Source organism: Anaerovibrio lipolyticus (assembly GCF_021531495.1).
Classification (GTDB): domain Bacteria; phylum Bacillota; class Negativicutes; order Selenomonadales; family Selenomonadaceae; genus Anaerovibrio.
In genome coordinates, this window is the sequence record NZ_JADYTY010000001.1 from 1 (window position 1) to 24892 (window position 24892).

Here is a 24892-nt window from a genome sequence, read left to right on the forward strand (position 1 = left end):
ATAAAAGTCTGTACATAGTGTAAATATGTATTTCTTATGCGCACAAATGATAAGAATTCTAATGCAGCTATGACTAAAAATTAGAAAGTTCTGTAGCAAAATACAAAAGTTCAATAAATAAACACAAAAATATTTTCAAAATTTTTTATTGTCAAATTTAAAGCTCTAATATGCGCTTTATGCAGAAATTCTGTATAAAGTCAGTAATAATGCTGGTTGAGCACATCCGTTATGATGCTTATCATATTGGATTTTGTTTTGTCGTTCATTATTTTGCGGTGTTTGTCATTATCTGTTATAATATTTTTCGCAAAAGGATTGTAAGGAGATAAAATTTAGGAGATATTATGTTGATTTTTAAGAAAAGAAGCAGGCCAATGATTCGGAGATTGCTGGCTTTGATGTTGCCGATTATTACTTCTCAGGCGGCAATTGTGGGGATGAATTTTTTTGATACGGCTATGTCAGGCAAGTATGGTGCGGCGGATTTGGCTGGCGTGGCAGCTGGTAGCAATCTCTGGATGATTGTCCTAACGAGTGTTTCGGGAATTTTGATGGCAGCTATGCCTTTGATTGCTAATCTACTGGGGAAGGGTGGCAAGACAGAGGTGACGGCTGTAGTCCGCAAAGGGCTATGCCTTGGTTTTGTCTTTGATGTGATTTTGCTGTCGGCTGGTATTACGCTTGTGCCTTTGCTGTTAGGCAATATAGGACTGGAATCCAGGGTGTATGATGTTGCTATAGGGTATCTGATCGCTATAGCCTTTGGTGTACCGGCTATTTTCGCCAGTGTGCTTTTACGCTCCTTTGTGGATACTTTGGGACACACAACCCTTAGTATGAAAATTTTTCTGTTTGCCCTGCCAGTTAATGCACTGTTGAATTATTGCTTTATTTTTGGCGCTTTTGGCGTGCCTGAGTTTGGCGGAGCCGGGGCTGGTATTACTACATCAGCTACATATTGGCTGATTTTATTTATGTATGTATATAACGTCTGCCGGCGTTCGCCGTTTAAGGAGTATGGAATTTTTGCCTTTGGAACTTCTCGGTATGAAACATCAGAAAAGGCAACTGTACAGATAAATAATACTAAGTCAATTTCTTATCTGGAATATCTGCGTATCGGCATACCTTTGGGACTGTCCATTATGCTAGAAACAAGTGTGTTTTCTATTACAGCATTCTTGGTGGCAAAATTCGGTACAACGGCATTGGCTGCCCATCAGGCAGCAGTAAATTTTTCCACATTGATTTATATGGTTCCTATGGGATTTTCTATGGCGGCTACTATTCTAATCGGTTATGAATATGGCGGTAAAAATTATCAGGCTGTCAGGGATTATATTAAGATTTGCCTTGAAATGAGCTGTACTATAGGAATTGTTTATATCATAATTGAAATTTTTGCTTGTCATCAGATTGCTGCCCTGTATTCAAATGATGTTATGGTTACGGAATTGGTGGCCCAGCTTATTTTGCTGGCTTGCATCTGGCAGATGGGGGATATGCTTAGTGCACCTTGTCAGGGAATTACCCGTGGCATGAAGGATGTTAACGCAACACTGATTGCTTCTGGAATAGCTTATTGGCTTATCTGTCTGCCGGTGGGTTATATTTTGGACTATGGTTTCAATATAGGTTTGTATTCTTATTGGTTGAGCCTTGATGCGGGGGTACTGGTCAGTGCCTTTGTCATTTTGTTGCGCCTGCGTTATGATATGAAAACGCTGCTGCATTGAAATGTCTAATTTTTCCACCGCGTTTTGTCTTATATGGACATATTTGCCAAAAAAAGCTATAATTAAGATATATGAAGAATATGTTGAATTATTAATTCTAAGAAAATTCTACCTATAAGATAAATGGGTTTCAACAATATTTGATAGTGGAATAAGTTGATTATTATGCGTTGAATAGAGGTACAGAATATGGAAACATTAAAGGCAATGGCTACAAGAAAAAGTGTAAGAGAGTTTACTGATGAGGGGATTACCTTTGAGGATATTAAGAAGATTCTTACAGCGGGCATGAGCGGTCCTAGCTGTATGAACAAGAGAATGTGGTCCTTTGTAGTCATTCGCAACAAGGAACTGCTGGGGAAGCTGTCTGTAGCTAATGGTCTTTATGCAGGACCACTTAGAGGAGCTGCTTTGGGCATTTTAGTGTGTGGTGATTTGGAGCGGGCCTTGCCGGAGGCTCCAGAGTATTGGGTTATTGATGCCTCTATTGCTACCCAGAATATGGTATTAGCTGCTCAGGATTTGGGCATTGGCAGTGTATGGCTGGGCTGTTGGCCTTGTGAGGATAGAGTGCAGGAGGTCAAGGAGCTGATGGCTTTGCCGGAGAACATTGTGCCTCATTCTATTTTGGCTCTAGGCTATGCCAAAGAACCGGATAATGAGGAACGGGATCTCTATGAAAGCGACAGAGTTCATTTTGATGAATGGTAAATCTGTTTACATTTGCCCGTTATATATGTTATAATTACATGTAATGAGCAGAACGGATCAATTTTTAAAGGAGTTTTTGTGCTCAGTGTGGCGGTCACTGAGAAGTTTTCTGTTAGGGAAGATAGCGGACAGGAGATGGGTGGCCGGTGTACACACTGTATTTTGTTATGCATTTTTTGCGAATTTGGATAATTGGACGGTTTGACTTAGAGAAAAATGTTTTGCATACCATGAGTTGCATGGTTAAATAGGTTATAATAAAAATTAATATAAATGTGGAGGTGTGATTTTTGGCAAGAGAAAAACAAAAATTACAAATTATCCCTCTGGGTGGCTTAGGCGAAATCGGTAAGAACATGACTGTAGTGCGGTACGGAGATGAAATACTGCTTATCGATGCTGGCCTGATGTTCCCAGATGAGGAGATGCTGGGTATTGATCTGGTTATTCCTGATATTTCCTATCTGGTGGAAAATCGGGACAAGATTCGGGCTATTGTGCTGACTCACGGACATGAGGATCATATTGGTGCACTGCCCTATGTACTGAAGCAAATTAACGTACCTGTCTATGGTACTCGTCTTACTTTGGGGATTTTGGAGGGACGACTGCGGGAAAATGGTGTAGATTCCAGCAATTTACGTACTGTAATGCAGGGTGATACCATTAGAGCAGGCTGTTTCCATGTAAACTTTATTCGTGTGAACCATAGTATTCCTGATGCTGTAGGTTTGGCTATTAATACCCCTATGGGCACCATTGTTCATACGGGTGACTTTAAGCTGGACTATACTCCTATTGACGGTAAAATGACGGATTTCCGCCGTTTCTCTGAGCTGGGCAAGAAGGGCGTTCTCCTGATGATGGCAGACAGCACCAATGCAGAGAGAGCGGGGCATACTCCAAGTGAAAGCACTGTTGGCGCAGCCTTTGATAAGGCTTTTCATGGTGCCCGTTCCCGTATTATTGTGGCTACTTTCTCCTCTAATGTTCATCGTATTCAGCAGATTATCAACACTGCGGTACGATACAAGAGAAAGGTGGCTGTATTGGGCCGCAGTATGGTAAATGTAGTGAATATTTCTCTGGACCTGGGCTATATTAATGCTCCAGAGGGAACACTGATAGATATTGACAATATCGGTAACTATCCTATGGATCAGGTGGTTATTATTACTACAGGCAGTCAGGGAGAGCCAATGTCCGCTCTGACTCGTATGTCCCAGTCTGACCATCGCAAGGTTGGCATAGTGCCAGGAGATACAGTTATTATTTCTGCTACTCCAATTCCAGGTAATGAAAAGTTGGTTTCTCGTACTATTGACAATTTGCTGAAGCTGGGAGCTAATGTAGTATATGGCCGGGAGAATGGTATTCACGTATCAGGTCATGCTAGTCAGGAAGAACTGAAGCTGATGCATAATCTGGTACAGCCAAGATTCTTTATTCCTGTTCATGGTGAGTATCGTCATCTGGTGAAGCATGCCAAGCTGGCAGCTGAACTGGGCATGCCAAAGGATCATATCTTTATTGGCGAAAATGGCCAGATTCTGGAATTTACTAGAGATAAGGGCTATGTGGCTGGCCGTGTAACCTCTGGCCGCGTACTGGTTGATGGCTTAGGTGTAGGCGATGTAGGTAATATTGTTCTGCGGGATCGCCGTCAGCTATCCCAGGATGGTATTATCATTATAGTAGTAACTATGGATAAGGGCACTGGCACTGTAGTAGCAGGGCCGGATATTGTATCCCGAGGCTTTGTTTATGTGCGTGAGTCTGAGGAACTGATGGAGGATGTAAAAATCCGCGTAGAGGAGGCGCTCTGTCACTGTGAGGAAGAGGGTATTACCGAATGGGCTGCTCTGAAATCCGCTATGCGTGATGCTTTGGGCCGTTTTATTTTCGAGCGTACCCGCCGTCGTCCAATGATTCTGCCTATTATTATGGAAGTATAAATAAAAGTAAATAGGAGGTGGTCCATATGAAAATCCTACTTAACCCTGATGCTAAGGTGGTAAAGACGATTAAGGATGGTCTGGCCAAAAAGGATGGATATTGCCCTTGCAGAATTGCCCGTATAGAGGACAATAAATGTATGTGTAAGGAGTTTCGGGATCAGATTGCAGATCCGGAGTTTGAAGGCTTTTGTCATTGTCGCCTCTATTACAAATCTTTAAAAGAGTAAAGGCAAGGCTGCCTGTTAGAGTTAGTCCCTGGGAATTAGCTTTAGCAGGCAGATTTTTTTGTCTAAAAAATCAAATGCTGGTATAATATTTCAGTGTAAATTTAATTAAGAGGTGCTGCAGATGTTGAAGATTGTTACAGCTCAGCTGAAGGTTCAGCCGGGACATCCATCAGAAAACACAGAAAATATGTTAACCATGATTGCTCAGGCCAAGGAGCAAGGGGCAGATTTGATTATCTTTCCAGAGATGGCTGTGCCAGGCTATCTTTTAGGGGATACCTGGGAGCAATATGCTTTCTTGAAGGATTGTGAGGAATGTGGTCAGGATATTATCAATGCTTCTCAGGATATTGCCATTATTTTTGGTAATGTGGCTGTGGATTGGGAGAAGAAAAATTATGACGGCCGAGTACGGAAGTACAATGCCTTGTTTACGGCATGGCAGGGCAAATTGGTTCAGCCAAGGAATATGCCATATCCATATGTCATAAAAACTCTGATGCCAAACTATCGTGAGTTTGATGATACTAGATATTTTTTTGGCCTGAAACAGTTGGCAGAGGAAATGGGTACTCAGGCAACCAAGCTTATAGGTACAGTACCTTTGACTATCAAAGGACAGGATTATAATATTGGTGGTTTTCTGTGTGAGGATGGCTGGAGCGAGGATTACAATCTGGCACCAGTGGAAATATTAACCCGTCAGGGAGTAGATATGCTGGTAAATATTTCTGCTTCTCCGTATACTCTGGGTAAAAACGGCAAGCGGCATCGGGTTTTTGGTAAACAGGCTAAGGCAGCCGGTGTACCTTTGTTTTATGTAAATAATGTGGGGATTCAGAACAATGGCAAGACTGTATACACCTTTGATGGCTCCAGTACCTTGTATAATGGTCAAGGACTAATGGTGGACTGTCTGCCTAAATATCAGCAGGGTATGGGGATTTATGAATTGGATAAAATTCAGGCCATGCCGAAGTTCCAGCGGGAAAAAAAGCCAGATATTGCCCATATTTTTACTGCTATTGAATATGCGGTTAAGGAGTTCTTGGCGGATATCCATATGGATAAAGTGGTTATTGGTATCTCCGGTGGTATAGATTCAGCCGTGGCTGCGGCCTTATATGCCCATATCCTGGGGCCGGAAAAGGTTTTGTTGGTTAATATGCCAAGTGTTTATAATTCTGCAACCACCAAGGGATTGGCTCAAGAGCTGGCGGTAAACCTAGGCTGTAATTACACCATTATGCCTATTCAGGAGTCAGTGGATCATACCATAGACCAGATAGAACATATCCCTGTTACTTTCCTAAAGGATGGCAGTAAGTTTAACTTACAGGTGTCCTCCTTTGTGGCAGAAAATATTCAGGCTAGAGATCGCAGTGCCAGAGTTTTGGCAGGAGCAGCAGCAGCCTTTGGGGGCGGCTTTACCTGCAATGCCAATAAGGCAGAAACTACCGTAGGGTATTCCACACTTTATGGCGACCAGTCAGGCTTCCTGTGCGCTTTAGCGGATTTGTGGAAGCATCAGGTATATGATTTGGCTAGATATATGAATCAGGTGGTATATGGTCGTGAGGTAGTACCTCAGGCCACTATTGATATTGTGCCTAGTGCAGAGCTGTCCAATGCTCAGAATGTGGATGAGGGTTTGGGTGATCCTATCAAATATCCATATCATGATTATCTTTTCCGCAGCTTTGTGGAGAAGTGGCAAAAAGCTGCTCCGGCAGATATTCTGCAATGGTATGCTGATGGGGTATTGGAGGAAAAAATTGGCTGTCAGCAGGGCTTGGTGGCTAAGTATTTCCCTACAGCAGCAGATTTTATTGCTGATTTGGAGCGTTGGTGGCGCCAGTTCTGCGGTATGTCTATAGCTAAACGCATTCAGGCACCGCCTATTGTGGCTGTCAGCAGGAGAGCCTATGGCTTCGACCATCGAGAGGCTCAGAATGGGATATATTATACCAGGGCCTATAGACGATTAAAGGCAAAGCTGTTACAGGAGTAACTTTTATTTGGTAAATACATTGAGAGAAGGCTAAAGGCATGGAATTGACAATAGAACATCTAATCATTATGCTGCTGACAGTTGCATTGGTTATAGGTGGAGGAATTTATTCTGCCAGGTCGGTAAAATCTGCGGAGGGTTATAGCTTGGGTGGTCGCAGTGCAGGGGTGCCTCTGGTTGCAGGCAGTATTGCTGGTACTGTAGTAGGAGGGGGAGCCACCGTGGGAACTGCTCAGCTGGCCTACAGTATGGGGCTGTCTGCCTGGTGGTTTACTCTTGGCTCTGGTATAGCCTTTATTCTCATGGGACTTTTTTATGCAGGCAAGCTGCGGGCTACAGGGTTGGAAACTATTCCTCAGTACCTTAAACGGAATTATGGCAATAAGGCAGCAGAATCCGTGGGGATTATTTCCTCTCTAGGGATTCTCTTTAGCGTGGTAGCCAGTTGTCTGCCAGGGATTCAGATTCTTTCCGCTGTGCTTAATGTATCCGTTGAGCTGGGAGCTGTGATTCTCTGCCTGCTGGTGGCAGCCTATATTTTCTTTGGGGGCATCAAAAGCACTGGAGTAGGTGGTATCTTGAAAATGCTGGTTATTTGGCTTAGTCTGTTTGTGGCAGGGGCCAGTGCCTTTATGTATCTTCATGGCAGGCCGGATTTTCAGCAGATTTTGCCTCCGGATTACTGGTGGAATATGTTTAATACAGGTATAGGCAGCAGCTTTTCTAAGCTTTTTTCTATGGTAGTGGGAGTTATCTGTACCCAGACCTATATACAGTGTTTTTTCTCTGCTTCTAGTCCCAAGGTGGCTTCCCTTGGAGCTTTTGCAGCGGCAGCTATTGTGATTCCGGTGGGTCTGCCTTCTGTAGCTATTGGTATGTACATGCATGTGTTGGAGCCAGATGTAGTGCCAGTATTGGTACTGCCTATCTATTTGCTGGAACATCAGGGTACGGTGTTGGCAGGGATTGCTCTGGGCGGTATTATGCTAAGCCTTATTGGCTCCATAGGAGGCTTGTCCCTTGGTATAGGCACTATGCTGACCAGAGATATTATTGGTCGCAGCATTGATCTGGGCAGTGGTAAAAAACTGCTTTATACCTTGCGTTTGGTGGTACTGGCTGTAATGGCTGCAGCCTGTCTGATTGCTATTGGCAATTTGGATTCCCAGGTGCTTTTCTGGAATTTTCTTTCTATGGCCATGCGGGGGGGCGGAGTATTTTTGCCTTTGACCTTTGCTATTTTTTACCCTCGCAGTATTGCAAAAAAATGGGCTTATGCTTCTATTGTAGCCAGCACTATTGTACCCATAGCCTTGGGGTTGTGGGTGAAATTGCCGGTGGAGCCTCTCTACATCGGGCTGGCTATAAGTGCGGTTATGATGGTTATTGGTTATCAAAAACGGTGGCATCCTATGGGGAACACTATAAATACATCTAGTTATAATAGTAGTGTACAATAATCTGGTTTTATGTTAGAATGACATGTACGGATAATTATATCTTCAAGGATGGTGGCAATCTCTGATAGGGGCTTGCTGTAATATATGTGTTGCATACTTTATGCAGAGAGCAGATAAAAGCAGGTGATGGAATGACCGTTAAAAAAGCCGTGATAATTGGTTTGCTGTTGGAGATTTTGATAGGATGTCTGGCAGGAGTATTTTACTTTAAGTTCTATATTTATACGCCTACATACTCTATTAGGGCTATGCAGAAGGCTATGCAGTCTGGGGATGTAGAGGAACTGAAGAACAGAGTAGATTTGGATGGACTTTTCAAGCTAAACAACGGCAAATTGGCACAGTTGGTTGACAAAAATGATCCTGCTTATGGCAAGATAGCAGATGGCAGCTTTGCCAGCTATTGTCAGGAGGATTTTCTGAATTATGTTCAAAATGGCAAGTGGCAGGATAGGGAAAAAATAACTCCTGAATCTGCTTTGGAGGATAGGATAGGTTTTAGATCTGTCAGCTTCCGTAGTCTGGATTACATATACAGAGATCCTCCTCCTGGTCAGGAAAATGTTAAGGAGCAAAGTATAACGGACAAGATGTTGTCTATGGGCATATCCTTGCTAAATAAGTATGTACTTGGCCATGAGCGGGATGAGGAAAATGTCCATGAGGAAACCAAAGCTGCTCAGGAAGCGGCAACTGATACTATCGTAACCGCTGGCGTTAGAGTATATGAGCCTAACTTAGGGGATACCTTTGTATTGAAGCTGAAGCTTAGAAGGCAGGAGGATGGCAGCTGGAAGCTCTATGATATTGAAAATTATCAGGAATATGCTGAATTGCTGTTGAAGCAGAATGACAGAGATTTTATCCGATACAAGGAAAAGGTACGCAGTATTCTTACATCTACTCAGGAAAAGCTGGATGAGCTGCGGGAGGCCCATCCAGAGCGGGATATGGATTGGATGATTGAGGCTCGGAAGATTATGAAGGAATCGGACCAGCAGCTGGAGGAATTGAAGGTGCCAGTGGCAGGTGGATATTTAAACCAGCTAATCAAGGAGCGGAAAGATCTGTTTTATGAACTTATGGACAGTTATTACGATTTGGCTTCCCAGACTCAGGATATGAATACAGCTAAGGAAAAAGCCAAGGAGCCTGTCCCCAAGAAGCAGAGACGGCCGGTGTACAACGAGGCGGTTTGGAATGGCAGATTGGCTAAATCCAAGGAAAAAATTAATGAGGCTCAGAAAAAATGGGCTGACAATAAGGCAAAATTGGAGGCTGTAGTAGGCCCTGTTATTGATAGAGCAGCGGTGGCTCAGACAACGGCAAAAAGCTTACGTAACAAAGATGATGCTCTTGTGAGAGCGGCTAATTACCCTGTGGGAGGCAGTCAAAATAACGGTGCAGATGTTGACAGTATTCCTAGTCTCCTAGACAGCGATAAGGTGCCAACCGTATCAGCTTACAAAGGCTAAAAAAAATAAACTCTGCTGGTAAGTAATGTAATACCTCTAAAGTAGACGGATTAAATAGCAAAATCTGCTGCTTTGGAGGTATTTTTGTGTAAAAAAATAGGGCAGGGTGTTCACATTTTTAGATAATTGTGTTATACTAACATGGATTTATGTTTTCTGGGAAAGGACAAATTGTATTATGAAAAACAAAAAGACCAATGCAGCCCGCATTTTGGATAGATTGAAGATATCTTATGAAATTAAGGAATATGAAGTTGATTTGGATGATTTAAGCGCCATACATGTGGCAGCCTCTGCTGGCATGGATGTAAAGATGGTCTTTAAGACCTTGGTATGCCGAGGTGATAAGAATGGCGTGCTTATGGCTTGCATTCCTGGTGACGGGGAGCTGGACATGAAGGCCTTGGCGGCCGCCTCTGGCAACAAGCGAGTGGAAATGGTACATCTAAAAGAGGTATTGGGCTTGACTGGTTATATCCGAGGAGGCTGTTCTCCTTTAGGAGCCAAAAAGAACTATCCTGTCTATCTGAATGAATCTTGTCATGATTTTGACCGGATTGCCATCAGCGCCGGCATACGTGGCCAGCAGCTTATCCTTTCCCCAGATGATTTAATAAAGGCAGTTAATGCCACTGTGGCGAAGCTTATCCGCTAAAATGATTTTCTGTCCCAAGACTAGAAAATTCTTTAATACAATATAGGAGTGAAAACAATGAAGTACATCAGCACAAGAGGAAATAATCAGAATATGACATCTGCCCAGGCTATTATTGCTGGTCTGGCCAAGGATGGTGGTTTGTTTGTACCAGAGTCTATTCCTCAGGTAGATATGGAGTTTATTCAGAGCCTGTCTGATTTAAGCTATCAGCAGCGGGCTGTAAAGGTTCTCAGCTGCTTTTTGACAGACTATACTCAGGAAGAGATTACCGGCTGTGTAGAAAGAGCCTATGGCAACGGCAAATTTGACGATAAGGCTGTAGCCCCTCTGAATATTATGGACGATCTTTCTGTGCTGGAGCTTTGGCATGGTCCTACCAGCGCTTTCAAGGATATGGCCCTTCAGCTGCTGCCTCAGCTTTTGTCCACTGCCCTGAAGAAAACAGGGGAGAAGAATCAGGTTTTGATTTTGGTTGCCACCTCTGGTGATACTGGCAAAGCAGCCTTGGAGGGGTTCCGGGATGTAGACCAGACCAAGATAATTGTTTTCTATCCAGAAAATGGTGTTAGCCGTATTCAGCGTCTCCAGATGGTAACTCAGCAGGGAAATAATGTAGCTGTTACTGCTGTAAAGGGTAATTTTGATGATGCTCAAAGCGGTGTTAAGGCGATTTTCAGCCACAAGGAATTTAACGAAAAATTGAATGAGGCTGGTGTATCTCTGTCCTCTGCCAACTCCATTAACTGGGGCCGCCTGGTACCTCAGATTGTTTACTACTTTAGTGCCTATGCAGATTTGCTGAAGGCTGGCAAAATCAAGGCTGGGGATAAAATCAGCTTTACAGTGCCAACTGGCAACTTTGGTGATATTCTGGCAGGCTATTATGCAATGCGCATGGGTTTGCCTGTGGCCAAGCTGATTTGTGCGTCCAATACCAATAATGTTTTGACTGATTTCTTGAAAACCGGTGTTTATGACCGGAACCGTGATTTCTACAAAACCATCAGTCCATCTATGGATATTCTGATTTCCAGCAATCTGGAGAGACTGCTTTATCATGTTACTGATGATGCTGCTCAGGTGGCTAAGTGGATGCAGGAGCTGGCAGAAAAGGGACGATATGATGTAGGGGCAGAGGTTTTGGCCAAGATTCAGGCTGTCTTTGGCTGTGATTGGGCAGATGATGCCAAAACTATGGATACCATAAATGAGGTTTATGGCAAAAACCATTATATTGCAGATACTCATACTGCTGTAGCATGGAGAAGTGCAGAGGACTATATGTCTCAGGGCCATCAGGAGCCAATGATAGTAGTATCCACTGCCAGCCCTTATAAATTCAATGAAAGCGTACTGACTGCCTTGGGCCAGTCCGTTGATGGCTTGGATGAATTCCAACTGCTGGACAAGCTTCAGGCTATGAATAGCTTCCCTATTCCAGCAGGTCTGGCAGCTTTGAAAGATGCTCAGGTACGCCATAGCGTAGTAGTGGAGAAAACCGCAATGGAGAAGGCTGTAGAGGCTTTTGCCAAGGCAGAATAACTAAATCGTATGATATCATAATGCATTAATAGAACAATAAGCGATATTAATGTAGAAATAATTCTAAATAATCTTTGACAAAATTAGCAAAATCTTATACCATATACATGAAGGCTGGTTGTGAGAAAAACCGCCGAAAATCAAGTATTTTAGCAATGTATCCCAGGTATAACAGGAATGTTGGTTCATCCTTTCCAAGTTCATACAGGGTGTCGTTGCAGGATAAAAAGAAAGAGGTTGATAGCAAAATGGCAAACGTTGATTTGAGCAAGTATGGCATTACTGGTGTTACTGAGATTGTCCACAATCCTTCTTACGAGTTATTGTTTGAGGAAGAGACTAAGGCTGGTCTTGAGGGCTACGAGGTAGGCAAAGAGACTGAGCTGGGTGCTGTTAATGTAAAGACTGGTATCTATACTGGCCGTTCTCCTAAGGATAAGTACATCGTTATGGATGAGAACTCCAAGGACACTGTATGGTGGACTTCCGACGAGTACAAGAACGATAACCATCCTATGAGCGAGGACGTTTGGGCAACTGTTAAGGATCTGGCAAAGAAGGAGCTGTCCAACAAGAGACTGTTCGTTGTAGATGCATTCTGCGGTGCTAACCACGACACTCGTATGGCAGTTCGTTTCATCGTTGAGGTTGCTTGGCAGGCTCATTTCGTAACCAATATGTTCATTCAGCCAACTGCAGAGGAGCTGGAGAACTTCGAGCCTGATTTCGTTGTTTACAACGCTTCCAAGGCTAAGGTTACTAACTATAAGGAACTGGGCCTCAATTCTGAGACCTGCGTAGCTTTCAACACCACCTCCAAGGAGCAGGTTATCATTAACACTTGGTATGGCGGTGAGATGAAGAAGGGTATGTTCTCCATGATGAACTACTTCCTGCCACTGAAGGGTATTGCTGCTATGCACTGCTCCGCTAACTGCGACATGGAAGGCAAGAACACTGCTATCTTCTTCGGTCTGTCCGGTACTGGTAAGACTACTCTGTCCACTGATCCAAAGCGTAAGCTCATCGGTGATGACGAGCATGGTTGGGACGACAACGGCGTATTCAACTTCGAGGGTGGCTGCTATGCTAAGGTAATCAACTTGGATCCTAAGTCCGAGCCTGATATCTATGGCGCTATCAAGAGAAACGCTCTCTTGGAGAACGTAACTGTTGATGAGAATGGCAAGATCGATTTTGCTGACAAGAGCACTACCGAGAACACTCGCGTATCTTACCCTATTGAGCACATCAGAAACATTCAGCCAGGTTCCTCTGCACCTGCTGCGAAGAATGTAATCTTCCTGTCCGCTGATGCATTTGGTGTTCTGCCTCCAGTTTCCATACTGACTCCAGAGCAGACCCAGTATTACTTCCTCTCCGGCTTTACCGCTAAGCTGGCTGGTACTGAGCGTGGCATTACTGAGCCTACTCCTACCTTCTCCGCTTGCTTCGGCCAGGCATTCCTGGAGCTCCATCCTACCAAGTACGGTAAGGAGCTGGTAAAGAAGATGAAGGCTAACAATGCAAAGGCATATCTGGTTAATACTGGTTGGAACGGTACCGGCAAGCGTATCTCCATCAAGGATACCCGTGGTATCATTGATGCAATCCTCTCCGGTGCAGTAAATGAGGCTCCTACTAAGAAGATTCCTATGTTTGACTTCGAGGTACCTACCGAGCTGCCAGGTGTAGATCCTAAGATTCTGGATCCTCGCGACACCTATGCAGATCCTGCTGAGTGGGATGCTAAGGCTAAGGACTTGGCTGCCCGCTTCATCAAGAACTTCGGCAAGTACACTGGTAACGAGGCTGGTAAGGCTCTGGTTGCTGCTGGTCCTCAGCTGTAATATCAGATTCTTATCTGTACAAGCTAATACATTTAGGACGCTGTTTCGACGGCGTCCTTTTTGTGTGGAAAATTATGCTGTAAGAAGCTGTTGTTAGGCTTTGGTAATGACAATTATGCATTGTGAACATAATTATAAACTGCATTGACAAATGTCTTTTTTCGGCATATACTATGAATAAATTGGTAGTACAAATGCATGACTACCCAAAAGTTAATAAGTGGAGCAGGTGTCGCGTGTCCCTTTTAGGGACAAGAGACTTAATAAGAAAATCGGTACAAGCCGATGCGGTCCCGCCGCTGTAAGGGGAGCAACTCTGCATAATTTATGTCACTGGGATACGTCCTGGGAAGGCGCAGAGAAGCAATGAACCTAAGCCAGAAGAATTGCCTGCTTAACAATCACCGTTAGCAAAGATTGCCCATGGCTGTCTTTGCTGGACCTGCGAGCGATGGGAAGGGGATTTGTAGCCAATAGGCTATGAAGGTATGGCTTTTCTTTCTGCTTGGAGGGAAAAGCCTTTTTTGCGATTGGCAGGAAAAGGAGCGAGGTAAAACAATGAACAAATTTAGAAACAATCTTTCCTTGACGCTGGCAGCTTTGGCTATGTTGCTTGTATCTATGCTATTTGTAGCAGGCTGTGGCAGTAATAAGTCTCAGCAGTCGGCAAGCAGTTACAAGGTAGTAGATGATCAGGGAGTTGAGGTAGATTTTGACCAAAAGCCAACCAGGATAGTCAGCATGACTCTCAGCACAGATGATATTTTGTTGGGACTGGTAAAGCCAGAGCGGGTGGTTTGCGCTAATAATCTAGTGGATGATCCTATCAGCTCCAATATCGCTGAGCTGGGTAAGAATATTCCTAACAAGGTGCGTCATCCCAAGGTAGAGGAAATTTTGGCTATGGAGCCAGATTTGGTTATTGCTCCAGACTGGGGAGATATTGACTATGTTGATTCCCTGCGTAATATGGGTATCAAGGTAGTAGTTATGAAGGGGCCAAAGTGCTTGCAGGATATTCGAGATAATATTACCCTGATGTCCAAGGCTGTGGGAGAACCAGAACGAGGGGAAAAGCTTATCTCCATGATGGACAGCAAGTTGGCTGAAATCAAGGCCAAGGTAGACAAGATTCCCCAGGATCAGCGGAAAAGGGTTCTGCTGATTTCACTGATGAGCAACTACGGCGGTAAGGATTGTATTTATGATGATGCTTGTCAGCTGGCAGGTGTAACCAACTGCCTTTCTGAATATGGTTTAAAGCGGGGAGACAAGCTTACCAAGGAAATGATGGTGCAGATGAATCCGGATATTATCTTCCTGCCAACCTATACTGCCCACGGAACATTTGATATTCAGAAATTCCGTGACAAATACTTGAAGGACCCTGCTCTGCAGCAGATGAAAGCTATTCAGAGCGGCAGCATCAAGGAGCCAAGGGATTCTTATATATATTCTGCATCTCAGGATTTCTGCTTTGCTGTACAGGAAATAGCCTATACCGTCTACGGAGATGAGTTTAAGCTGGAAGATCAGCAGCACCTCTCCGCAGTAGACTAAGATACTGAATGATAGTACAGCGAGGAAGATAGCATGAAAACTATTATTCAGGTAAATGATGTAACAGTTGGTTATGACAAGGGAGAGAGGATTCTTCACGATTTGAATTTTTCCATTCAGGCAGGAGATTTTGTAGGGATTATAGGCAAGAATGGTGCTGGCAAAAGCACCTTGCTGAAATCCATGCGAGGCTTCCTACCTTTTGATAAGGGAGAGATTTTACTGGCGGACCGCAGGGTTCAGGATTATTCTCAGCGGGAGCTGGCCAGAAAAATTGCCTATCTGCAGCAGCAGGTAGAGCTGACCTTTGATTATACAGTGCGGGATATGGTTATGGCTGGCCGCTATCCATATAAAAAATGGTGGCAGCAGCAGGGAGATGAGGATGACCGTATCATTGAAGCATGTATGAAATATACAGATGTATTGGATATGGCAGAGAGGCCTATACGGGCTTTGTCTGGCGGACAAAGACAAAGGGTGCTGTTGGCCAAGGTATTGGCTCAGCAGACACCGGTGTTGTTTCTGGATGAGCCAGCTGCTGGTTTGGATTTGTTTTATCAGGAGCAAATCTTCCGCTTTTGCCGAGAGCTGTCAGCTAGAGGCAAAACTGTAGTCATGGTAGTTCATGAGCTGAATTTGGCGGATAGATATTGCAGTCGTCTCATGCTGTTGAAGCAGGGAAATGTCTTGGCAGATGCTGCTCCTCAGCAGGTGCTGACAGATGAATTGCTTTCGGCAGGTTATGGCACTGCTATTCATGCCAGACGGAATCTGGAAACCGGCCATGCAGATATCTATACAGAGGAGCTGCCATTGACTTCTGCCAAGAGGGAGCTTTTAGATACCATTATTGGTGTAGATTATCAGAAGGGCGGTGAGGCTCTATGACATATCATCGCAAACTGGTAGCCGGCATATTAGCAGCTCTGGTGGTATTTACCTTTGCTTTTTCTCTCTCAGCAGGCCAATATGATTTGAGCTTTGTGCAGGTAGCAGCATGGTTTTGTCACCAGCTAGGATTGCCTGTGTTGGAGGATGTGCAGATTTCTGCTCAGCAGGAGGCTGTGTTGATGTTTATTCGTTCTCCCAGAACTCTGGTGGGATTTATGGTAGGGGCTGGCCTGGCCGCCTCAGGAACCATATTACAGGGGTTGTTTAGCAATCCTTTGGCTGATCCCGGCATTATTGGTGTTTCCAGTGGTGCCACTGTAGGTGCCGTATTAGCCATTACGTTGGGAGTTAATGCAGTTAATATGTTTGCTATGCCGGCTTTTGCTTTTGTAGGAGCCATTGCAGCGGTACTGATTACCATTGGTTTGGCTAGCCGTAACGGCAGGATTCCAGTGCTGACCTTGCTTTTATCTGGCGTAGTGGTAGGTATGCTGCTGGGAGCCATAACGGCAGCCATGCTGGTGGTTATGGATGAATACAAACTGCAGCAGTACCTTTTCTGGACTGTAGGTAGTCTTGATTATCGTCGCTGGGAGCATGTGCTGATGGGAATTGGTCCTATTACCTTAGGTATTGGTATTATGCTGCTAATGGCAAGGCATCTAAATATTCTTGCCCTGGGTGAGGCAGAAGCCAAGGCTGTAGGTATGCCAGTAGGCAGATATCGTTTGATTCTCCTTTTGGTGTCTGCTATGACTACAGCTACCAGCGTGTGTATCAGCGGCAGCATTGGCTTTGTGGGATTAATAATTCCTCACATGATGCGAATGCTGGTAGGGCCAAATCACAAATATCTTTTGCCGGCTAGTATTGTGGCTGGAGGAGTATTCCTGCTGTTCTGTGATTCTCTCGGTAGGGTTTTGATAGAAAAGCATGAGGTAAATGTAGGCATTATGACAGCCTTCCTAGGTACGCCATATTTCCTCTACTTGCTCCGAAAAAACAGCAATTTAGATAAATAATATGTAATGAAATGTATGGGATTTAACATGGTAATAAGCCTTAAAGTAAAGGTATTACAATACAATTCTTATTTTTAAGGGGGATTTCTTTTATGAAGAACTGGAAAAAATTTTTTGTAGCTGCTGTTGCAGTTGGTGCCGTTTTCTCTACCAATGTAGCTCCTACCGAGGCTGGTTATGAGCTGAACCCAGAGGTAAAGACTGCTACTCCTGCTTTGCTGGCTGCTTCTCAGATGGGTGTACGTACCTATGAGAACCCTGCTCTGCAGAATCTGGCTAACAAGGATGCCATCGTTGTTATGACCTTCGGCACCACTTTCACTGACACCCGTGCTAAGACTATTGATGCAACAGTTGAGGGCATCAAGGCTGCACATCCTGGTGTAAAGGTAGTTACTGCTTATACTTCCCATATTATCATTGATCGCGTAAAGGCTAACGAAGGCATTACCTTCCCAACTCCTGAGGAAGCTTTGGATCAGCTGAAGGCTGAGGGCTATACCCGTGTTGCTCTGACTACCTTGGATGTTATTCCTGGTATGGAGTATGATTATGACCTTGGTGTATTCAATGGCTACAAGCAGAACTTCAAGAAGATGACCTTGGGCACTCCACTGATGTATTGGCAGGGCCAGGAGGGACAGGATGATGATGTAACTGAGACTTTGCAGGCTCTGGCTACTCAGTTCCCTAAGACCAAGAAGGGCGAGGGCATTGTTATCATGGCTCATGGTACCCCAAACATCAGCAATGCTTACTATTCTGTAATTCAGGCTAAGCTGCATGAAATGGGCTACAACAATGTATTCATTGAGACTGTAGAGGGTTGGCCAAGCCTGGAAACCATTATTCCAAAGCTGAAGGCTCAGAAGATTAAGAAGGTTACCATTATGCCATTCATGATGGTTGCTGGCGACCATGCAAACAATGATATGGCTGGTGACGAGGAAGATTCCCACAAGTCCATTCTGAAGTCTGAGGGCATTGAGGTAGTTCCTTACATTCACGGTATTGGCGAGAACCAGGCTGTTCGTGATGTATTTGTAAAGCGGGCTAACGATGCTTGGGAAGCTCTGGAAAAATAAGATTGGTTGTACGAATGCTTATCTTCTAGTGGACATTAGATAAGATATATGGGACAGGAAAGATGGATATTAGCCCCAAAGGCTGGTATCCATTTTTCTATGGAATTATTTTGTACTTATTCATTGCTAAATTTGTTAAATCAGTATAAAATATAAGTGAGTGTGGGGTAGATGGTGTATAGAATATTTTGAGGGGGCAGGTGGAGTATTGATGACTTCAGAAATGCTGAACACGAAGGAAATAGATGATATTCTACAGGTAATACGCAAGGTATATCATACTATTATATATGTGGATTTGGGAGATGGCTCCTATCATTGTATTCAGACCAGCGAGCAGGGTATCAAGGCACTGTTGGAGAAAAGAGATTTTGATATTCAAAGTCTGACGGAATACCTTACCTCTTCTGGTTTGGTTTATGCTGAGGATGCCAGGGAGTTTGCGGAATTTTTTGACTTGGACAAAATGAGACAGCTTCTGGATGATGGGAAGGAATATTTAAGCATAACCTATCGGCGGGCCAAAGGGGGCCGTTATCGCTGGGATATGCTGGAGGTTATTCCTAGCCGTGAGTACAATAATAAGCACAGAGGCATTGTTATCTGTGTCCGGGATATTAACGAGGAACACCAAAGGGAGCTGGACAAGGAAGCCAAGCTTTCCCTTAAGGAAAAACAGTTGGTGGGGGACAAAACAATCCTAATCGTGGATGATTCGGAGTTGCAGCGTACCACACTAAGCTATTTTTTGGATAGATATTATAAGACTATGGAGCTGGCCAATGGTCAGGAGGCTTTGGACTATCTTCGCAAGCATAGCACCGAAATCAGTGCCATTCTGTTGGATTTGAATATGCCTATTATGGATGGCTATACTTTCCTGCAGGAATTTCAGAAGGATGAGATTCTCAATATGATTCCTGTGTTGGTGTTAACCAGTGACAGCACGCCTGAGGAGGAGGCAGAATGCCTTAAGGATGGCGCTACGGATTTTGTGGCCAAGCCATTTAACCCAGATGTATTGCTGAGCCGTATTCAGCGGGCTATTGCTTTGCATGAAAAAACTGTTATGCTGAATATTCTTCGCTTGGATAATCAGACCAATTGCTATACTCGTGACTATTTTATGCATATGGCGGAGCATGTACTGGCCAAATATCCTGATGAGGAATTTGATTTGGTATGTACTCACGTGGTAAATCTGGCCAATATTAACGAACAATATGGCACCAATCAGGGAGAGGCCATTCTTCGCTATGTAGCTCAGAATCACGATGTCAGTGAATTTGAGCGGAATATTTTTGGCCGCTTGGATGATGCCACCTTTGTACAGCTGCTGCCTCATACGGTGAATATCCATCAGAAGCTGGTGGAACAGCAGGTAGAGGAATTTCATGAATATGAGCAGGTGAAGGCCGGACTGCCTCCTTTTATGCAGAAGTTTGGCATTTACGAGCGGGTTGATCACAATCTGCCAGTAAGCGTTATGTGTGATAGAGCTGTTATGGCTTTGGATAAGATAAAGAATGTTTATAAGCAGCGAGTAAAGGTATATGATGAATCCCTTCGCAGTAGGGCATTAAAGAGCCAGCAGATACTGGAAAACATGGAGGAGGCTATTACCAAGCATCAATTCCAGGTGTGGTATCAGCCAAAGCATAATATTCGAACAGGCAAGCTGGTGGGCGCAGAGGCTTTGGTGCGTTGGATTCATCCTAAGTACGGCTTTATGTCTCCAGCAGATTTTGTGCCTATTTTTGAGGAAAATGGCTTTGTGTCCCATATGGATTATTATGTATGGGAGGAATCCTGTGCAGCTATGGAGCGATGGAAAAAGCAGCAGCTGAAAACTGTGCCTGTTTCTCTGAACATTTCCCGGAAGGATTTTATTTATTTTCATGGGGAAGAGCTGCTCACACCTTTGATAAAGAAATACAATCTGGAGCCTAAGGATATTCATATTGAAATTACAGAGTCTGCCTATATTGATAATCCTGAAATGGTTATCAAAAATGTTAATGCCTTGCATAAGGAGGGCTTTGTGGTAGAGTTGGATGATTTTGGCACAGGATATTCTTCTCTCAGCATGTTTGGCCATATGGATATTGATGTGGTAAAGCTGGATATGGGCTTTATCCGCCAGAAGCAAAATGAAAATAATGATAAGATGATGCAATATATCATTGATATGTGCAAGAATATGAATCTGCGGGTGCTTTCTGAGGGCGTAGAGACCGAGGAGCAGCGGCAGCGTTTGATGAGTATGGGCTGTGACTATGTACAGGGCTATTATTACTCCAAGCCTTTACCAGAGAAAGAATTTGTAGATTATTTAAAGAAACATAGTTGAATCAAAGCTTAGGATTATGTATAATATTTATCGTGGAATCTTATGATTCCGCGATTTTCTTTTTGTGCAAAAAATTATTTATATACTTAGGAGGGTTTTACCATGGAAATAGACAGCCTTTCATCCTTAGAGCGTCGGGAGATTCTTCTGACTGATATTAGAAATGCCATTGAGGTGGAATGGTCCAACCCCATGAAGATGAATAATGACGATGCGGTTCTTCGTTCAGCCTTGACCATGTCAGATATAGATTCAGCCTATGCCAGACTGCGCCGTTTTGCGCCTCTTATGCGGCTGCTGTTTCCAGAAACAGAGGATCGTAATGGTATGATTGACTCGGATTTGGTGGAGGTATCCAAGCTGAAGCGGGCCTTGAATAATTCTCGTATTGGTGCTGATATCAAGGGCCGGCTGATGATGAAGATGGACAGCCATTTGGCAGTGGCAGGCTCTGTTAAGGCTAGAGGCGGTATTTATGAGGTGTTGAAACACACTGAAAAGTTGGCTGTTGAGCATGGTATACTCATTGGTTATGAGGATGATTACACCAAGCTGGCAGACAGCGAGGCCAAGGAGTTCTTTGCTACCCAGAAGCTGCAGGTAGGTTCCACCGGTAATTTGGGCCTGGCTGTAGGCATTGTAGGTGCTGCCCTGGGCTATCAGACTATTGTTCATATGTCTGCTGAGGCCAAGGAATGGAAAAAGGAGCTTCTCCGCAGCAAGGGCGTTACTGTAATGGAATATCATGGGGACTACAATGAAGCAGTAAAAATGGGCCGGGCTGAATCTCAGCAGGATGAGGATAGTTATTTCATTGACGATGAAAATTCCCATGAGCTGTTTTTGGGTTATGCCGTAGCGGCTAAGATGCTGCTGCCTCAGCTGGAGCATGAGCATATTGTGGTGGATAAGGAGCATCCTCTCTTTGTATACCTGCCTTGTGGTGTAGGTGGTGCTCCAGGTGGTATTACCTTTGGTCTGAAGCAGATTTTCGGTGAAAATGTACATTGCTTCTTTATTGAGCCAACTCAGGCACCTTGTATGCTGTTGGGCATGGTTACAGGCCTGTTCAACAATATTTCCGTGCAGGATATCGGCCTTTCTGGCAATACTGTGGCGGATGGCTTGGCTGTAGGGCGTTCCTCTGGCTTTATTGGAGAATATATTATGCCTTTCCTTAGTGGCAGTTTTACCATTAAGGATAAGCGTATTTTTGACTATATGAAGCTTCTGTGGCAGGAGGAGGGTATCTTCCTGGAGCCAAGTGCCTGTGCTGCCATTCACGGCCCTGTGTGCATGGGACATTCTGCGGTTATGGATGAATACAGATACGATAACAATCTTAATAGACGTATGGAAAGAGCTACTCATATTATTTGGGCCACCGGGGGAAGCCTGGTGCCAGAGGGGGAAAAAGAGCAGCTTATACATAAAAAATAATGTAATCATTTAGGAGTTGACAAAATGGATTTATTACTATGTTCCCTGCTGATTTACTTGCTGGGAACAATGACCATTATCTGGCCTCACAAGCTGGAAATGACCGCACATTATGCAGGTACAGCTTGTGCCATCATTGCCAGCGGCATGGTGGCTGTTATAAGTATCTGCTATCTTGTTATGCCTGTAGGCGGACTGCTGGTAGACACAGACTGGGGAAGCTATTCTCTGGCAGCTGATGGCTGGAGTAGTGTATTTTTAGCAATTACAGGTATTGCCGGTTTCTTTATCAGCATTTATGCTTTAGATTATGCCAAGGGCTACCGGGGCAGCCGGATTCGGGCCTTAACTGGCTTGTGGAATCTTTTCCTCCTTTCCATTGTGGCAGTGCTGATTGCCGGAGATGCCTTTACCTTTATCGTGGCCTGGGAGATTATGGCTTTGGTATCCTTCCTGCTGGTTAACCATGAGGCTGACCGAAAGGAAACCGTATCAGCAGCCTATCAGTATATGGTCATGACTCATTTGGGCACTGCAGCTATTCTGGTGGCCTTTTATCTTTTAGGCAGTCATTCTGCCAGCTTTTCCTTTGTGGATATGATGCAGAATACTTTGGATGGTTCCCTGAAGCATATTGCTTTTGGCTGTGCCTTTGCTGGTTTTGCTCTCAAATCAGGTTTGATGCCTCTCCATACCTGGCTGCCTAATGCTCATCCAGCGGCACCTAGCCATGTATCTGCTCTTATGAGTGGTGTTATGCTGAAGGTGGCTCTCTATGGTTTTGGACGTTTTGCTTTCCAGTTCATTGGTATGGATAATATCTGGTATGGCCTGATTGTCATGATTGTAGGCTTGCTGTCTGCTTTTCTGGGAGTGCTTTATGCCACTATGGAAGTGGATATGAAAAGAATTTTGGCCTATTCTTCTGTAGAGAATATGGGCATTATTTTTGGTGCCTTTGGCTGTGGTATGCTGCTTATGGCCATGCATCTGATGCCTTTGGCTATTGTAGCTTTTACGGCTGCTACTGTTCACGCCTTTAGTCATAGCCTGATGAAGGGCTTGATGTTTATGAGTGCTGGTGCAGTTATGCATGCCACTGGCAGTAAAAATATAGAAAAAATGGGTGGTCTTTTGAAAAAAATGCCATATACTGCATTTTTCACTTTGATAGGTGCTATGGCATTATCCTCCCTGCCTTTTACCAGTGGTCTTGTAGGTGAGTGGCTGGTACTGCAGAGCTTTATTACTCTGGCTCAGCAGGCAGGTACGCCAGAGCTGAGGCTTTTGGTGGTGCTGTCCTTTATTTTATTGGGCCTGACTGGTGCTACTGCATTGGGATGTTTTGTCCGCCTTTATGCTACCGCCTTCTTGGGCCGAGCTAGAAGCCATATTGTAGACAAGGCTCATGAGCAGCCTTTCTTTATGCTGCTGGGCATGGGTATTGCTGCTGTTCTGGTGGTGGCCGTAGGTATTCTGCCAGATTCAGTGGTAAATACTATGCAGATGCTGGTGGCAGGCCCTATGACTGCTCCTATGGGTAATCCTTTGGGCATTATGTGGGGTGGCAGCGGTCACTATGCTATTTACAGTCCTGTGATTATTTTGGCTGTAACCTTGGTAATCACTTTGGCTGTAGCTATTGCGGTGGCCTGCTTTGGCGGTGGCTTCCAGCGCCGTGAGGTTACTTGGAATTGCGGTACTGTGCCTACTGAGCGTCAGCAGTACAGTGCTACAGGCTTTAGCAAGCCTTTGCGCCGAGCCTTTGACTCCATTTTGAATTCTCAGCGTCGTACTGAGTATATTCGCAAGGACCATGATTATTTCGGCCGCAAGCTGCAGGTACATCTGGAGATTCCTGATTTGTTTACCGAAAAGCTTTACAAGCCTATCCAGACTTGGATGATTAGCTCATCCTCGGCCTTTAGGCATATTCAGGAAGGCAGTGTCAGCCTGTATATTGGCTACACAATGATTGCTATGATATTTGTTTTAATATGGGGGGTTATGTAATGGGCTATGTTTTTCAGGGGCTGGCGCTGAATATTGTGCAGGCGCTGCTGCTTTTGGCCTTTGCTCCTCTTATTGCAGGTGTTATTAATAAAGTAAAGGCATTTTTGCAGAAAAGACAGGGCGCCAGCGTGTTGCAGGAGTATTTTGATTTGGCCAAATGGTGGAAGAAGCCTACTATTCTCACACCGTATACCAGCATTATTTTTGTAGTGGCTCCTGCTGTGTATTTTATTACCAGCTTTTTGGCAGCCTCTATGCTGCCAGGCTTTTTGGCTGGCCAGATTAGCATTAGTGATGCCTTTATTTTTGTTTATATTCTGGCTTTAGGCCGCTTCTTTATGTGCTTGTCCTCTATGGATGCTGCTACCGCCTTTGGCGGCATGGGTGGCTCCCGTGAGGTCTATGTTTCTGTTTTGGTGGAGCCTGCGGTGATGCTGGCTATTTTGATTAACAGTCTGCGCTACCATAGTACCACCCTTTCTGGCATGGTTATTGACTATGATGGAGCTTATTTTACAGTTTCCGCTGCTTTGGCCTGTGTAGCCTTTTTCCTGGTTATTTTGGCTGAGAATAGCCGCCTGCCAGTGGACAATCCTGATACCCATCTGGAGCTGACTATGATTCATGAGGGCATGACCTTGGAATATTCTGGTCCTTTGCTTACCTTGATTCATTTGGGCAGTATGCTGAAGGTAATGGTTTTCCTGACACTTTTTGGTGCCTTGTATCTGCCTTTGGCTGTACCTTTGGCAGTTAAGATTCTCTTTGGGGCAGTATTGATTGGCCTGGTGGAGATTCTCAACAATAAGATGAGATTGTTCAAGGTGCGGGTATATATGGGGGCAGCTATTGTGCTGCTGCTTTTGGCTATTATTGCAGAATAAGGAGGACTGGAAG

The 24892-nt window shown here is 44.3% G+C and carries 18 protein-coding genes and 1 riboswitch; all 18 genes read left to right on the forward strand.

Annotated features, from left to right (window positions below):
* Positions 1-347: 347 nt before the first annotated feature.
* The 18 genes from I6E26_RS00005 (at position 348) to I6E26_RS00090 (ending at position 24879) form a co-directional block, all read left to right on the forward strand.
* Positions 348-1739 carry an MATE family efflux transporter gene (locus I6E26_RS00005; protein ID WP_235319774.1) on the forward strand — a complete coding sequence of 464 codons (1392 nt, stop codon included), beginning with the start codon at positions 348-350 and terminating at the stop codon, positions 1737-1739.
* 189 nt (positions 1740-1928) lie between these two features.
* Complete coding sequence (locus tag I6E26_RS00010; RefSeq protein WP_235319775.1) at positions 1929-2450, forward strand: nitroreductase family protein; 522 nt, start codon at positions 1929-1931, stop codon at positions 2448-2450.
* Positions 2451-2740: 290 nt separating this feature from the next.
* A complete protein-coding gene (locus tag I6E26_RS00015; RefSeq protein WP_328227883.1) occupies positions 2741-4405 on the forward strand; it encodes a ribonuclease J in 1665 nt (554 codons plus the stop codon).
* Between the two features lie 26 nt (positions 4406-4431).
* Positions 4432-4635 (forward strand): ferredoxin-thioredoxin reductase catalytic domain-containing protein, encoded by a 204-nt coding sequence (locus tag I6E26_RS00020; protein ID WP_235319776.1) that lies wholly within the window; start codon positions 4432-4434, stop codon positions 4633-4635.
* A 121-nt stretch (positions 4636-4756) separates the two neighbouring features.
* Positions 4757-6646: an NAD(+) synthase gene (gene nadE, locus I6E26_RS00025; RefSeq protein ID WP_235319777.1), complete on the forward strand. Its 1890-nt coding sequence runs from the start codon at positions 4757-4759 to the stop codon at positions 6644-6646.
* A 38-nt stretch (positions 6647-6684) separates the two neighbouring features.
* On the forward strand, positions 6685-8106 hold the full coding sequence (locus I6E26_RS00030; protein WP_235319778.1) for a sodium:solute symporter family protein: 1422 nt from the start codon (positions 6685-6687) through the stop codon (positions 8104-8106).
* A gap of 131 nt (positions 8107-8237) precedes the next feature.
* A complete protein-coding gene (locus I6E26_RS00035) occupies positions 8238-9581 on the forward strand; it encodes a hypothetical protein (protein ID WP_235319779.1) in 1344 nt (447 codons plus the stop codon).
* A gap of 178 nt (positions 9582-9759) precedes the next feature.
* A complete protein-coding gene (gene ybaK / locus I6E26_RS00040) occupies positions 9760-10236 on the forward strand; it encodes a Cys-tRNA(Pro) deacylase (RefSeq protein WP_235319780.1) in 477 nt (158 codons plus the stop codon).
* A 57-nt stretch (positions 10237-10293) separates the two neighbouring features.
* Positions 10294-11781, forward strand: coding sequence for a threonine synthase (gene thrC, locus I6E26_RS00045; RefSeq protein ID WP_235319781.1), 1488 nt, complete (start codon positions 10294-10296; stop codon positions 11779-11781).
* A gap of 248 nt (positions 11782-12029) precedes the next feature.
* The gene (gene pckA / locus I6E26_RS00050) at positions 12030-13631 is read left to right on the forward strand and encodes a phosphoenolpyruvate carboxykinase (ATP) (RefSeq protein WP_235319782.1); all 1602 of its coding nucleotides are present in this window, start codon (positions 12030-12032) and stop codon (positions 13629-13631) included.
* A 210-nt stretch (positions 13632-13841) separates the two neighbouring features.
* A riboswitch (cobalamin riboswitch) is annotated at positions 13842-14039 on the forward strand.
* A gap of 150 nt (positions 14040-14189) precedes the next feature.
* The gene (locus tag I6E26_RS00055; RefSeq protein ID WP_235319783.1) at positions 14190-15191 is read left to right on the forward strand and encodes an ABC transporter substrate-binding protein; all 1002 of its coding nucleotides are present in this window, start codon (positions 14190-14192) and stop codon (positions 15189-15191) included.
* A gap of 33 nt (positions 15192-15224) precedes the next feature.
* Entirely contained in the window at positions 15225-16082 is an 858-nt protein-coding gene (locus I6E26_RS00060) for an ABC transporter ATP-binding protein (RefSeq protein WP_235319784.1), read from the forward strand.
* The gene (locus I6E26_RS00065; protein WP_235319785.1) at positions 16079-17107 is read left to right on the forward strand and encodes a FecCD family ABC transporter permease; all 1029 of its coding nucleotides are present in this window, start codon (positions 16079-16081) and stop codon (positions 17105-17107) included. The genes I6E26_RS00060 and I6E26_RS00065 overlap by 4 nt, the downstream gene beginning before the upstream one ends.
* Positions 17108-17199: 92 nt before the next feature.
* On the forward strand, positions 17200-18192 hold the full coding sequence (locus I6E26_RS00070; protein WP_235319786.1) for a sirohydrochlorin cobaltochelatase: 993 nt from the start codon (positions 17200-17202) through the stop codon (positions 18190-18192).
* 211 nt (positions 18193-18403) lie between these two features.
* The gene (locus tag I6E26_RS00075) at positions 18404-20542 is read left to right on the forward strand and encodes an EAL domain-containing protein (protein WP_235319787.1); all 2139 of its coding nucleotides are present in this window, start codon (positions 18404-18406) and stop codon (positions 20540-20542) included.
* Positions 20543-20644: 102 nt separating this feature from the next.
* Positions 20645-21982: a D-serine ammonia-lyase gene (locus tag I6E26_RS00080; protein WP_235319788.1), complete on the forward strand. Its 1338-nt coding sequence runs from the start codon at positions 20645-20647 to the stop codon at positions 21980-21982.
* Between the two features lie 24 nt (positions 21983-22006).
* Positions 22007-23995 (forward strand): proton-conducting transporter transmembrane domain-containing protein, encoded by a 1989-nt coding sequence (locus tag I6E26_RS00085; protein WP_235319789.1) that lies wholly within the window; start codon positions 22007-22009, stop codon positions 23993-23995.
* Positions 23995-24879, forward strand: coding sequence for a respiratory chain complex I subunit 1 family protein (locus I6E26_RS00090; protein WP_235319790.1), 885 nt, complete (start codon positions 23995-23997; stop codon positions 24877-24879). The genes I6E26_RS00085 and I6E26_RS00090 overlap by 1 nt, the downstream gene beginning before the upstream one ends.
* Positions 24880-24892 lie beyond the last annotated feature (13 nt).